Genomic DNA, 11,870 nt, shown 5'->3' on the forward strand with positions numbered 1-11,870 from the left:
TCGATGATCTTCGAGACGACGCCGGCGCCGACGGTGCGGCCGCCTTCACGGATGGCGAAGCGCAGGCCGTCTTCCATGGCGATCGGCGCGATCAGCTCGACCGTGAAGCCGACGTTGTCGCCCGGCATCACCATCTCGGTGCCCTCGGCCAGCTGAACCGTGCCCGTCACGTCCGTCGTGCGGAAGTAGAACTGCGGGCGGTAGTTCGCGAAGAACGGCGTGTGGCGGCCGCCCTCTTCCTTCGTCAGGATGTAGGCCTCGGCCTCGAACTTGGTGTGCGGCTTGACCGAGCCCGGCTTCGCCAGGACCTGGCCACGCTCGACGCCCTCACGGTCGATGCCGCGCAGCAGCGCGCCGATGTTGTCGCCCGCCTCGCCGCGGTCCAGCAGCTTGCGGAACATCTCGACGCCCGTGCAGGTCGTCTTGCGCGTGTCGCGGATGCCGACGATCTCGATCTCGTCGCCGACGTTGATCACGCCACGCTCGACACGGCCGGTCACGACGGTGCCGCGGCCCGAAATCGAGAACACGTCCTCGATCGGCATCAGGAACGGCTGGTCCACCGCACGCTCCGGGGTCGGAACGTAGTCGTCGACCGCGGCCATCAGCTCGCGGATCTTCTCTTCGCCGATCTCGGGGTTGTTGCCTTCCATCGCGGCCAGCGCCGAGCCCGAGACGATCGGGATGTCGTCGCCCGGGAAGTCGTAGTCCGACAGAAGCTCGCGCACTTCCATCTCGACCAGCTCCAGAAGCTCGGGGTCGTCCACCTGGTCGACCTTGTTCAGGAACACCACGATCGCCGGGATGCCGACCTGGCGGCCCAGCAGGATGTGCTCACGCGTCTGCGGCATCGGGCCGTCGGCCGCGTTCACAACCAGGATCGCGCCGTCCATCTGCGCCGCGCCCGTGATCATGTTCTTCACGTAGTCCGCGTGGCCCGGGCAATCGACGTGGGCATAGTGACGGTTCTCCGTCTCGTACTCCACGTGCGCGGTCGAGATCGTGATCCCGCGCGCCTTCTCTTCCGGCGCACCGTCGATCTGGTCGTACGCACGGAAGTCACCGAAGTACTTCGTGATCGCAGCCGTCAGCGTCGTCTTGCCGTGGTCAACGTGACCGATCGTGCCGATGTTCACGTGCGGTTTCGTGCGTTCGTACTTTGCCTTTGCCATCGCCCTGGTAGCCTTTGTTCTCGTCAGGGGGCCACCGGCGGCCCCGTTTGCACTATCGGGCGCTCTTTATCGGCCGCCCCGGCCGAGATCAAGCGTCAGTTCTCGGCCGTTCCGGCAGCCCCATCCGGGCCCGGAGCATTGCCCGCCGCGTCGGTCGTCTCGCGCAGCTTGGCCTCCTGCTCCTCCCGGTCGAAGGGCACCCGCGCCTGGTCGGTATCGGGCTCGAACCACTCCTCGTTCTCCTCGAGCCATTCCTCGAGCATCCGCGCCCCCTCGGTCGTCAGGTTCTCGAGCTGCTCTTCCTTTGTCCGGGTGATGCCCGAGCCCAGCAACGGCACCGTGTTCTGCAGCCCCTCGAAGGCGGTGACGCGGAACGGCTCGTCGTTCAGCTTCTCGCCCGTGTCGTTGTCGTAGAGCGTCACGTCGAAGATCATCACGGATTTAGGCGTGTAGACGACGGGTACGCCCGGCTGAGCCAGCACGTAACCGCCGATCGAGATGCCCAGGTGATACAGCCCGTCGCCGTCATAAGGCAGCAGACGCTCCTCGATCGCGTCGGCAAGCGCCGTGGTCAGCTCTTCACGGGTGGCCTCGCGAGAGAACGGGCCCTTCGTCGGTTCCTGCGCCAGGACCACGTTGTGCCCGAGACGGAAGTCGCCCAGTTCGGGTGTCTCGCCGTTCTGGCCCGGCCCGGCACAGGCAGAAATCGCGGCAACGGCCCCGATGGCGACAAGGCGACGGATGGGCGTCATGAAACCTCCCCTGAAGAACGGTTCGTCGTCGCCTAGCCGAAGCGCCCTGCCCGTTCAACGGCCGGGCCGGAGAACATCGGCACCCGTGCCCCCGACGCCTCAGGTAAATGTGTTGTCCCGCGGGAAACCGCGCGGCGCCATCCGGCCCGCGCTGGCACGCTTGCCGATCCAGTCCGTCAGGTCGCTTTCGGTCCTGGTCCGGCCCGCCGGATCCTTCCACGACAGCCCGTCGGCGAGGTTGAAGGTCGTGACGTCGGACATCCCGCCGTCCTTGTACTTCTGCAGCCGCACGCCCTTGCCGCGCGTCATCTCGGGCAGCTCCTCGATGGGGAACACCAGCACCTTGCGGTTTTCGCCCACCACCGCGACGTGATCGCCGGTCACCGTCCGGCAGACCAGCGCCTTCGACGGGGTGCGGACGTTCAGCACCTGTTTGCCGGCCCGGGTCTGGGCCGCCACCTCGGATTCCTGCACGAGGAAACCGTTGCCGGCGTCGGAGGCCACGAGAAGCTTGCGCGACGGATCGTGGATCGACAGCGCGACGATGTCGGCCTCGTTCGGCAGGTCGACCATCAGGCGCAACGGTTCGCCCATGCCGCGACCGCCGGGCAGGTTGGCGGCGCTGAGCGTGTAGAACCGGCCGTTGCTGCCGAACAGAAGCAGGCGGTCCGTCGTCTCGGCATGGAAGATGAAGCGCGGGCCGTCACCGTCCTTGAACTTCAGCTCGCTGTTCAGCGGCTGGTGCCCCTTCAGTGCCCGAATCCAGCCCATCTGCGAACAGACGACCGTGATCGGCTCGCGGTCGATCATCGCCTCCAGCGGCACCTCCGCGACCTCGCCCGCCTCGGCAAAGCGGGTCAGGCGCGCGCCGCGGGCATAGTCGGCGCCGAACTGCTTTCTGGTGGCCTTCAGCTCTTCCGCGATGCGGTTCCATTGCAGGGACTCGTCCTCCATCAGGTCGACGAGTTCGACACGCTCTTTCAGCAGCTTGTCGCGTTCGTTGATCAGCTCGATCTCTTCGAGCCGCCGCAACGAGCGCAGGCGCATGTTGAGAATCGCCTCGACCTGGACGTCGCTCAGCGAGTCCTCGCGGTAGCGCTTGGGGGCGTCCTCGCCCATCCCCTCTTCGGGGGTGGCGGTGAGCGTGTCGGTGTCGACGCCCGCCAGCGGCGAGCGGTAGTCGGACTCGGAGGTCGCCCGAGTGATGCCGGACTGGTGCGCCTCGGACCAGTCCTCGACCATCAGCGCCATCTTGGGTGCGTCGTCGTAACGGATGATGTCGATCACCCGGTCGAGGTTCAGGAACGCGAGGATGAAGCCTTCCAGCACCTCGAGCCGGTGGTCGATCTTGCCCAGCCGGTGCGCCGAGCGCCGCAGCAGCACGTTGCGCCGGTGATCGAGGAAGGCGCGCAGCACCTCTTTGAGCGAACAGACCTTCGGCGTCCGCCCGTCGATCAGCACGTTCATGTTCATCGAGAACCGGACCTCGAGGTCCGACTGCTTGAACAGCGTCCCCATCAGCACCTCGGGGTCGACGTTGCGCGAGCGCGGCTCGAGGATCAGGCGGATGTCGTCGGTGCTTTCGTCGCGGATGTCGGCGAGGATCGGCACCTTCTTGCTCTGGATCAGCTCGGCCAGCTTCTCGATCAGGCGCGACTTCTGCACCTGATAGGGAATCTCGGTGACGACGACCTGCCACTGGCCGCGGTTCAGCTCTTCCTTTTCCCACTTCGCACGCACGCGGAAGGCGCCACGCCCGGTGCGATAGGCCTCGGCCATGCTCTCCTTCGGCTCGACGATGATGCCGCCGGTGGGGAAGTCCGGCCCCTGCACGTAGTTCAGCAGCGTGTCGTCGCGGGCCTCGGGCGTCTTGATCAGGTGCAGGCAGGCATCCACGACCTCGACCAGGTTGTGCGGCGGGATGTTCGTCGCCATCCCGACGGCAATCCCGCTGGCGCCGTTCGCCAGCAGGTTTGGGAAGGACGCCGGCAGGACCTCGGGCTCGGTCAGGGTCCCGTCGTAGTTCGGGCGGAAATCCACCGCGTCCTCGTCCAGACCGGCCAGCAGCGCCTCGGCCGCCGCGGTCATCCGCGCTTCGGTATAGCGTGAGGCGGCGGGGTTATCACCGTCGATGTTGCCGAAGTTGCCCTGCCCGTCGACGAGTGGATAGCGGACGTTGAAATCCTGCGCGAGCCGCGCCATCGCGTCGTAGATCGCAGAATCCCCGTGCGGGTGATAGTTGCCCATCACGTCGCCCGAAATCTTCGCCGACTTCCGGAAGCCGCCCGTCGAACTCAGGCGCAGCTCGCGCATGGCGAACAGGATGCGCCGGTGCACCGGCTTGAGACCGTCCCGCGCATCGGGCAGCGCGCGGTCCATGATCGTCGACAGCGCATACTGGAGATACCGCGCGCCGATTGCACGGCGCAGCGGCTCGCTGAAGTCGGTAACGGGCGGGGTCTGGTCGTCGTCTGTCGGATCGCTCATCCGTCCCGAATAGACGCGCCGCGCGATCCGGTAAAGCGACAAGCTACGGGGGAAATGTCGGAACTTTTCCGCCGAGAACCGCGTCAAGGTGGTAACATTGTCACGACAGCGCGATGAGCGGAGAGCCACCTATGATCCGACTGACGACCCTTCTGGTCACGGCCATTGGCCTGACGATGGTGATCGCCGGACGCGAGCCGGAAGGCCCGCAAGGCAGCGACCAGCCCGCGGGCGAAGTGGCCCGCATTCAAAGCGACATGAACAGCGGCGGCCTGATGGCCGCGCAGGCGGCCGAACCGAAGCGACTGCCGCTCGACGCCGAGGCCAAGGCGATCGAAGCCGCCATCAAGGCCACCCAGGCCGACCCCGAACCCAACGCCGAGCCCAAGCTCATCAAGGCGTCGGCCCCGGCCACCGAGGCCGCGGTCGCCTCGGACCGCCAGGCACGCGAGATGTGGGTCGTTACCGGCTCTGTCGTGAACCTGCGTTCGGGCCCGTCCACCGCGAACGAGGTGGTCGGCCAGGTGAGCCGCGGCGAGAAGGCCGAAGTGCTGGAAGAGACGACGGACGGCTGGTTCCGGATCCGCACCGAAAGCACCACCGCCTACATCTACGGCCAGTTCCTCGAGCCGCAGCGCGGCTGACATCCCTCGCCTTTTCGGCCCGCAGGCTTTATTGCCCCGCCCGGACACCAACTGGCGGGGCGATTTCGTATGAGCGCACGCAGCATCCTCATCACCGGCTGCTCCAGCGGCATCGGGCGCGACGCGGCCCACTCCCTGCGCGCGCAGGGCTGGCGCGTCTTTGCAGCCTGCCGGGCCGAGGCGGATTGCGCCGCCCTTCGTGCCGATGGCTTCGACAGCCTCCGGCTCGACTACGAGGATCCCGCCAGCATCGCCGCCGCCCTCGACGAGGTGCTCGCCGCGACCGGCGGCACGCTGGACGCCCTGTTCAACAACGGCGCCTACGCCGTGCCCGGCGCGGTCGAGGATCTGCCCACCGACGCGCTTCGCGCGATCTTCGAGGCCAACCTGTTCGGCTGGCACGACCTGACGAACCGCGTGATCCCGGTGATGCGGCGCCAGGGACACGGGCGCATCGTCAACTGCTCGTCCGTGCTGGGGCTGATGTCCGCGCCGTGGCGCGGGGCCTACAACGCCACCAAGTTCGCACTCGAGGGGCTGACCGACACGCTTCGGCTGGAAATGGCCGACACGCCCATCCGGGTCGTCCTGATCGAGCCCGGCCCCATCGACACCGCGTTCCGCCGCAACGCGCGGAGCCAGTTCGAGCGCTGGATCGACTGGCAAGGATCCGCCCGCCGCGCGCAGTACGAATCGCAATTGCTGAAACGACTCTACGACGAGGGCGGCGCTGACCGGTTCCAGTTGCCGCCCTCGGCGGTGACCCGTCAGTTGACCCGCGCCCTCGACAGCCCCAGCCCCCGCGCGCGATACTTCGTCACCGTCCCCACCTGGGGCGCGGAGATCGCCCGGCGCCTGCTGCCCACCGCGCTGCGCGACCGGATCGCCGGCGGCGCCTGATCGCCGCAGGCCGGGCGGCGGAAATCCATCGCCTTCGCGCGGTGCCCGCGCTATGTGGCGACGGCGTCTGACGTATCGGAGGTGCCATGTTCAGCGATCCGCTCTTCATTCTCGTCGTAATCGCGGCCCTACTGGTGCTGGGCATCCTCCTGTTCGGCATCGGCGGGTTCGCCAAGGGCGGCGATTTCAACAAGAAGCACGCCAACAAGGTCATGCGCTATCGAATCTACGCGCAGGCGGTGGCAATCGTGCTGGTTCTCGTGTTCGTTTTCTTCCGCAGGATGGGGGGCTGAAATGGTCGTACTGAACAAGATCTACACCAAGACCGGCGACGACGGCGAAACCGCGCTCGGCAACGGGGCGCGGGTGGCCAAGCACGGCCACCGCGTCACCGCCTACGGCACCGTGGACGAGGCTAACGCGACCGTCGGCCTGGCCCGACTGTATTCCGAGGGCGAGATGGACGAGCGGCTGGCCGCCATCCAGAATGACCTCTTCGACCTGGGCGCCGATCTCTGCCGCCCCGACATGGCCCGCGACGCCGAGGCCGAGTACACGCCGCTGCGCATCGTCGACAGCCAGGTCGACCGCCTGGAGGGCGAGATCGACGCGATGAACAAGGGGCTCGAGCCGCTGCGCTCGTTCATCCTGCCGGGCGGCACGCCGCTGGCCGCGAACCTGCACATGTGTCGCACCGTCGCCCGCCGGGCCGAGCGCCTGACGGTCGAGTTGGCCACCATGGAAGAGGTGAACCCGCTGGCGGTGAAATACCTCAACCGCCTGAGCGACTGGTTCTTCGTCGCCTCCCGGCTGGCCAATGCCGATGCCGGCGACGTCCTCTGGGTGCCCGGAAAGACCCGCTGAGCCGCCCGACGGAGACCCCATGCATCTGCGTTCCCGGCTCTTGCGGCGAACCTGGCACATCGCGGGACCGGACGAGGCCGGCTTCGTCCGAGCCCGCTGGATCGCGGCCCTCGTGACGGCCGTGGGGGCGTTTGCCTCCTTCGCGGTCCGCGGCGTGCCTTCGATCGCGCTGCTCGGGGTCACCACGCTCGTCGCGATGGGGCTGCTCCGGCGGCTCGACCGGTCCGGCGCCCGGCTCGTGGCCGGAGACGAGGACGTCTCGACCGCGCGGCAGGCGCCGGCGATCGACGCGCTGCTCCTCGCGCAGTTACTTCTGCTGGTGGCCATGGCGATGCGGATCCTCTCGCATTACGGCTGACGCGCCCGTCAAGAACGCGGCGTCCCCGGGCCACGGCGTGTCGATTTTGCCCTGTTTCCCCGCCGTCGAGCGGTCTACACCTGCCGCAACTGCATTTCGAGGAGGTACGACGCGATGAAGATACTCGTCCCCGTGAAGCGGGTGATCGACTACAACGTGAAGGTGCGTGTGAAGGCGGACGGGTCGGGCGTGGACCTGGCCAACGTCAAGATGTCGATGAACCCCTTCGACGAGATCGCGATGGAAGAGGCGATCCGCCTGAAGGAGAAGGGCGCCGCGGACGAGGTCGTCGCGGTTTCGATCGGCGTGAAGCAGTCGCAGGAGACGCTGCGCACGGCGCTGGCGATGGGCGCGGACCGCGCGATCCTGATCACCGCCGCCGACGACGTGCACCAGGACATCGAGCCGCTGGCCGTCGCCAAGCTCCTGAAGGCGGTGATCGACGACGAGCAGCCGGGGCTCGTGCTCTGCGGCAAGCAGGCGATCGACAACGACATGAACGCCACCGGCCAGATGCTCTCGGCGCTGCTGGGCTGGAGCCAGGCGATGTACGCCAACAAGATCGACATCGAGGGCGATCACGCCGTGGTCAGCCGCGAGGTCGACGGCGGCCTGCAGACGATTAAGGTCAAGATGCCGGCCATCGTCTCGGCCGACCTGCGCCTGAACGAGCCGCGCTATGCCTCGCTGCCGAACATCATGAAGGCGAAGAAGAAGCCGCTCGACGAGAAGACGCCCGCCGATTACGGCGTCGACGTCGCGCCGCGCCTCGATATCGTCAAGACGACCGAGCCGCCCGAGCGGGCCGCCGGCGAGATGGTCGGTTCGGTCGACGAGCTGGTGTCGAAACTCAAGGAAAAGGGGGTCGTCTGATGGCCGTTCTGCTTCTTGCCGAAGTGAATGACGGGGCGCTCTCCGTCGACTCGACCGCCAAGGCGGTCAGCGCGGTGAAGGACCTGGGCGAGGTCCACGTGCTGTGCTGCGGCGCCAGTTGCCGGACGGCGGCCGACACGGCCGCCACGATCACCGGCGTCGCCAAGGTGCGCTGCGCCGAGGCCGACCTCTACGGGCACCGCCTGGCCGAACCGGTGGCGGCGCTGGTCGTCAGCATCGCCGGCGACTATGACCACATCGCGGCCCCGGCCACGACGGACGCCAAGAACATCCTGCCCCGCGTCGCCGCGCTGCTCGACGTGATGATCCTGACGGACGTGTCGGGCATCGTCGACGCCGACACCTTCGAGCGCCCGGTCTATGCCGGCAACGCCGTGCAGACCGTCAAGTCGAAGGACGCCAAGAAGGTGCTGTCGATCCGCACGGCCAATTTCGACGCCGCCGGCCAGGACGGCAGCGCCGAGGTCGAGACCCTGAGCCCCGCCGAGGATCCGGGCCTGTCGGAATGGGTCGAGGACAAGCTGGCCGAGAGCGACCGCCCCGAGCTGACCTCGGCCGGGATCGTCGTCTCGGGCGGCCGCGGCATCGGCTCGGAAGAGAACTTCGAGCTGATCGAGAAGCTCGCCGACAAGCTCGGCGCGGCGGTGGGCGCCTCGCGCGCGGCGGTCGATTCCGGCTACGCCCCGAACGACTGGCAGGTGGGCCAGACCGGCAAGGTCGTGGCACCCGACCTGTATATCGCGGTCGGCATCTCGGGCGCGATCCAGCACCTCGCGGGGATGAAGGATTCCAAGATCATCGTCGCGATCAACAAGGACGAGGAAGCCCCGATCTTCCAGGTCGCCGATTACGGCCTCGTCGGTGACCTCTTCACCGTCGTTCCCGAGCTGACCGAAAAGCTCTGAGTCGCGTCGCGCCGCAGGGTCTCCAGGACCTGCGGCGCGAGCGCTTCGGCCAGCCGCCGATGCGTGTCCGCGCCGGGCAGCAGCCGCGCCGCGCCCCGCTCCGCTTCGCCATAGACCATGTCCTCGGACGGTTCGACCGGCCGGAACGGCACCTCGACCATGTCGACGATCCGCCCCCTGAGCCGGTCGATCATCCGGCGGGTCACGAACGCCGGCCCTCCGTCATCGAGCGCTTCGGCCGGCTCGTCCGCCCTGCGCGTGCCAATCCAGGCCAGCAGCACCTTCCGGTCGATCGTCGCGCTCAGCAGGTTCATCCGCGCCACCCAGACCTTTCTCAACTCGTCCCGGATCAGCGCGAACCGCTCCGGCGCCCGCGCGGCGAGCGCGCCCACGAGATGCCGGGTGAAATTGAACTCGGTAAAGTCGACCTCTGGGAACACCGCCTGCAGCATCGGCGTCGCTCGCAGGAACCGGTCGTTGCGCCGTGCATGCACCGTGTAGAACCGGTTCGACAGGTTCAGCGCCCCCGGCACCTGCAGGATCACCAGCCGCGCGCCCTTTGCCGCCGCGATCACCGTCTCGTCGCTCAGGAACACGTCGATCCCCGCGTTCGGATAGCCGAGGTTCACCATCTCGCACCCGGTCGCCTCCTCCAGAAGCTCCGGATACGGGTCCTCGACGAAGCGCCCGTATGTCTCCGTCCCTCCGAGCACGACGACGTAGTCGCCCTGCAACCTCTTCTGCGGCCCCCGGAAGACGAGCTTCGAGGCCCCGTACCGGCACGGGAAGTATTCCAGCTCGCTGCCCGCTACCGGTCTCATGTCCATCGCAAGTCCTTGCCGTGCCGCACACGAAGCGCACGATCGCAGCAACCCGTAATCATTTCCCTAACGGCCCAGCCCGATTTCTCGCCTTGCACGGCTGCGGCGGCGCCGAATAAGGTCGCGCGGACACTCGGCAAGGAAGGAACAGCGGCATGCAGATCGCAACGGTGGGCGTGATCGGCGCGGGCCAGATGGGGAACGGGATCGCCCATGTATTCGCCCTCTCGGGCTACGACGTGCTGCTGACCGACGTGAACACCGACGCACTGCACAAGGCGCGCGACCTGATCGAGAAGAACCTCGCCCGCCAGGTCACGCGCGAGAAGATCACCGAAAGCGACAAGGACGCCGCCCTCGCGCGGATCTCGACGACGCAGACCCTCGCGGATCTCGGCGGCACGGACCTGGTGATCGAGGCCGCGACCGAACGCGAGACGGTCAAGACGGCCATCTTCGAGGACCTCGTGCCCCATCTCAAGCCCGAGACGATCCTGACCTCGAACACCTCGTCGATCTCGATCACCCGCCTCGCCAGCCGCACCGACCGGCCGGAAAAGTTCATGGGATTCCACTTCATGAATCCCGTCCCGGTCATGCAGCTGGTCGAGCTGATCCGCGGCATCGCCACCGACAGGGAAACCTACGACGCCCTGCTCGCGGTGGTCGAAAGCCTGGGCAAGACCGCCGCCAGCGCCGAGGACTTCCCCGCCTTCATCGTCAACCGCATCCTCATGCCGATGATCAACGAGGCCGTCTACACGCTCTACGAGGGCGTCGGCAGCGTGATCTCGATCGACACGGCAATGAAGCTCGGCACCAACCATCCCATGGGGCCGCTCGAGCTGGCCGATTTCATCGGCCTCGACACCTGCCTCGCCATCATGAACGTCCTGCATGACGGCCTGGCCGATACCAAGTATCGCCCCTGCCCGCTCCTGACCAAGTATGTCGAGGCCGGCTGGCTCGGCCGCAAGTCCGGCCGCGGCTTCTACGACTACCGCGGCGACACGCCCGTCCCGACGCGCTGACCGCGCCTTCTTCTGCCGCGAAAAATCCCGGGGGGCCTTGCCGCAGGCAAGGCGGGGCAGAGCCCCCGTGCCGGTGCCGCCGCAGGCGGCAGCGGAGATCGGATTGCGCCGAAGGCGCTCCAACGGGTTAGTCGCCGAGCGCCAGGGTCCGCTCCCTGAGCCACGCCATGAAGCCGCGCGGATTGCCCGCCCAGCCCTCGATCTCGTCCCGCGCGACCGGCGTGCCGACCCGCGGCGCCTGCGGACGGTTCAGCGCATGGACCACCTCGTGCAGCAGCAGCCCCTGCCGCAGGGTCGCCGAGACGCGGTTGGCGACCTGGTACCAGCGCGAGTTCTGGCCAGGGAAGTAGATCGGCAGCACCGACGCGCCCGAGCGCTGGATCATCTTCGCGGTGAACGGGTTCCAGTCCGCCTCGACCGCGCGACCGAACCAGTTGCCCGACGCCGCGACCACGCCCGACGGGAACAGCACGATCGTGCCCCCATCGGTCAGGTGGCTCATCGCCCGACGCCGCATCTCGAGGTTCTGCTGCAGCGCGTCCTGCTCGTGGGCGAAGGGCACGGGGATCATGAAGCGCTCGATCTCGCCCACACCGGTCAGCAGCGAGCGGGTGAGGATCTTGTAGTCCTGCCGGACCCGGCCGACGAGCTCGGCCAGCACCATGCCGTCCACCAGCCCGTGGGGATGGTTGGCGCAGATCACCAGCGGTCCCTCCCGCGGGATGCGCGCGATCTCCTCCGCCGGGGTGGTGAGGTCGATTCCCATCACTTCGAGCGCCTGCGCCCAGAACGCCTGCCCCTCGGGCACGCCCATCGACTCGAATTTCCGGATCAGCCGCAGCAGGTGCATCTTGCCGGTCAGCAGTTCCATCGTCTGGATCGTGCGGGCCTGGAGCGGGTTGGTGAACGTGCCGGCATAGGACAGGCGTCGCCGGTCATAGGGCCGCTCCGCCAGATTGCCGCCGTCCCCCTGGCCCCGCAAGGCACCGGGATGCTGGTGCATCAGGACGCCCCTGGGATGCGAGCTGTCGACCAATCCGTC

At 67.6% G+C, this 11,870-nt stretch carries 13 protein-coding genes; 8 read left to right on the plus strand and 5 right to left on the minus strand.

Annotated features, from left to right (window positions below; genetic code table 11):
- From tuf to BMZ25_RS09170, 3 genes are all read right to left on the minus strand, one after another.
- A partial coding sequence (gene tuf, locus BMZ25_RS09160) for an elongation factor Tu (protein ID WP_092692508.1) occupies nucleotides 1–1,172 on the minus strand: 1,172 nt, incomplete at its 3' end.
- 95 nt (nucleotides 1,173–1,267) lie between these two features.
- Nucleotides 1,268–1,924, minus strand: a complete 657-nt coding sequence (locus BMZ25_RS09165; RefSeq protein WP_092692511.1) for a hypothetical protein — start codon at nucleotides 1,922–1,924, stop codon at nucleotides 1,268–1,270.
- Nucleotides 1,925–2,023: 99 nt separating this feature from the next.
- Nucleotides 2,024–4,411 carry a DNA topoisomerase IV subunit A gene (locus BMZ25_RS09170; RefSeq protein ID WP_092693460.1) on the minus strand — a complete coding sequence of 796 codons (2,388 nt, stop codon included), beginning with the start codon at nucleotides 4,409–4,411 and terminating at the stop codon, nucleotides 2,024–2,026.
- 131 nt (nucleotides 4,412–4,542) lie between these two features.
- On the opposite strand from BMZ25_RS09170, the gene BMZ25_RS09175 reads away from it, so the two are divergent.
- The 7 genes from BMZ25_RS09175 to BMZ25_RS09205 all read left to right on the plus strand — a co-directional run bounded on the left by BMZ25_RS09175 (nucleotide 4,543) and on the right by BMZ25_RS09205 (nucleotide 8,976).
- Nucleotides 4,543–5,055 (plus strand): SH3 domain-containing protein, encoded by a 513-nt coding sequence (locus BMZ25_RS09175; RefSeq protein ID WP_092692514.1) that lies wholly within the window; start codon nucleotides 4,543–4,545, stop codon nucleotides 5,053–5,055.
- 69 nt (nucleotides 5,056–5,124) lie between these two features.
- Nucleotides 5,125–5,955 carry an SDR family NAD(P)-dependent oxidoreductase gene (locus BMZ25_RS09180; RefSeq protein ID WP_092692519.1) on the plus strand — a complete coding sequence of 277 codons (831 nt, stop codon included), beginning with the start codon at nucleotides 5,125–5,127 and terminating at the stop codon, nucleotides 5,953–5,955.
- A gap of 86 nt (nucleotides 5,956–6,041) precedes the next feature.
- Nucleotides 6,042–6,248 carry a twin transmembrane helix small protein gene (locus BMZ25_RS09185; protein ID WP_092692522.1) on the plus strand — a complete coding sequence of 69 codons (207 nt, stop codon included), beginning with the start codon at nucleotides 6,042–6,044 and terminating at the stop codon, nucleotides 6,246–6,248.
- 1 nt (nucleotide 6,249) lies between these two features.
- Nucleotides 6,250–6,819, plus strand: coding sequence for a cob(I)yrinic acid a,c-diamide adenosyltransferase (locus BMZ25_RS09190; protein WP_092692525.1), 570 nt, complete (start codon nucleotides 6,250–6,252; stop codon nucleotides 6,817–6,819).
- A gap of 19 nt (nucleotides 6,820–6,838) precedes the next feature.
- Nucleotides 6,839–7,177: a hypothetical protein gene (locus BMZ25_RS09195; RefSeq protein ID WP_092692528.1), complete on the plus strand. Its 339-nt coding sequence runs from the start codon at nucleotides 6,839–6,841 to the stop codon at nucleotides 7,175–7,177.
- Nucleotides 7,178–7,291: 114 nt separating this feature from the next.
- The gene (locus BMZ25_RS09200; RefSeq protein WP_092692530.1) at nucleotides 7,292–8,050 is read left to right on the plus strand and encodes an electron transfer flavoprotein subunit beta/FixA family protein; all 759 of its coding nucleotides are present in this window, start codon (nucleotides 7,292–7,294) and stop codon (nucleotides 8,048–8,050) included.
- On the plus strand, nucleotides 8,050–8,976 hold the full coding sequence (locus BMZ25_RS09205; protein WP_092692533.1) for an electron transfer flavoprotein subunit alpha/FixB family protein: 927 nt from the start codon (nucleotides 8,050–8,052) through the stop codon (nucleotides 8,974–8,976). The genes BMZ25_RS09200 and BMZ25_RS09205 overlap by 1 nt, the downstream gene beginning before the upstream one ends.
- Here BMZ25_RS09205 and BMZ25_RS09210 read toward each other — a convergent pair.
- Nucleotides 8,919–9,803 (minus strand): DUF6473 family protein, encoded by an 885-nt coding sequence (locus tag BMZ25_RS09210; protein ID WP_177190430.1) that lies wholly within the window; start codon nucleotides 9,801–9,803, stop codon nucleotides 8,919–8,921. The two genes, BMZ25_RS09205 and BMZ25_RS09210, sit on opposite strands and share 58 nt — an antisense overlap.
- Before the next feature lie 149 nt (nucleotides 9,804–9,952).
- Between BMZ25_RS09210 and BMZ25_RS09215 the strand changes: the two genes are divergently transcribed.
- Nucleotides 9,953–10,828, plus strand: coding sequence for a 3-hydroxybutyryl-CoA dehydrogenase (locus BMZ25_RS09215; protein ID WP_092692536.1), 876 nt, complete (start codon nucleotides 9,953–9,955; stop codon nucleotides 10,826–10,828).
- Between the two features lie 127 nt (nucleotides 10,829–10,955).
- Here the strand turns inward: BMZ25_RS09215 and BMZ25_RS09220 are convergent, their stop codons facing one another.
- The gene (locus BMZ25_RS09220; protein ID WP_092693461.1) at nucleotides 10,956–11,831 is read right to left on the minus strand and encodes a lysophospholipid acyltransferase family protein; all 876 of its coding nucleotides are present in this window, start codon (nucleotides 11,829–11,831) and stop codon (nucleotides 10,956–10,958) included.
- Between the last annotated feature and the right edge of the window lie 39 nt (nucleotides 11,832–11,870).

This window comes from Tranquillimonas rosea, from assembly GCF_900111315.1.
GTDB lineage: Bacteria > Pseudomonadota > Alphaproteobacteria > Rhodobacterales > Rhodobacteraceae > Tranquillimonas > Tranquillimonas rosea.

Excerpts from the sequence above, each read along its gene's own strand:
- BMZ25_RS09170 (WP_092693460.1), bottom strand. The coding sequence starts at position 4,411 with ATGAGCGATCCGACAGACGACGACCAGACCCCGCCCGTTACCGACTTC.
- BMZ25_RS09215 (WP_092692536.1), top strand. The coding sequence starts at position 9,953 with ATGCAGATCGCAACGGTGGGCGTGATCGGCGCGGGCCAGATGGGGAAC.
- BMZ25_RS09200 (WP_092692530.1), top strand. The coding sequence starts at position 7,292 with ATGAAGATACTCGTCCCCGTGAAGCGGGTGATCGACTACAACGTGAAG.
- BMZ25_RS09195 (WP_092692528.1), top strand. The coding sequence starts at position 6,839 with ATGCATCTGCGTTCCCGGCTCTTGCGGCGAACCTGGCACATCGCGGGA.
- BMZ25_RS09220 (WP_092693461.1), bottom strand. The coding sequence starts at position 11,831 with ATGCACCAGCATCCCGGTGCCTTGCGGGGCCAGGGGGACGGCGGCAAT.
- BMZ25_RS09190 (WP_092692525.1), top strand. The coding sequence starts at position 6,250 with ATGGTCGTACTGAACAAGATCTACACCAAGACCGGCGACGACGGCGAA.
- BMZ25_RS09165 (WP_092692511.1), bottom strand. The coding sequence starts at position 1,924 with ATGACGCCCATCCGTCGCCTTGTCGCCATCGGGGCCGTTGCCGCGATT.
- BMZ25_RS09210 (WP_177190430.1), bottom strand. The coding sequence starts at position 9,803 with ATGGACATGAGACCGGTAGCGGGCAGCGAGCTGGAATACTTCCCGTGC.
- BMZ25_RS09185 (WP_092692522.1), top strand. The coding sequence starts at position 6,042 with ATGTTCAGCGATCCGCTCTTCATTCTCGTCGTAATCGCGGCCCTACTG.
- BMZ25_RS09175 (WP_092692514.1), top strand. The coding sequence starts at position 4,543 with ATGATCCGACTGACGACCCTTCTGGTCACGGCCATTGGCCTGACGATG.
- BMZ25_RS09180 (WP_092692519.1), top strand. The coding sequence starts at position 5,125 with ATGAGCGCACGCAGCATCCTCATCACCGGCTGCTCCAGCGGCATCGGG.
- BMZ25_RS09205 (WP_092692533.1), top strand. The coding sequence starts at position 8,050 with ATGGCCGTTCTGCTTCTTGCCGAAGTGAATGACGGGGCGCTCTCCGTC.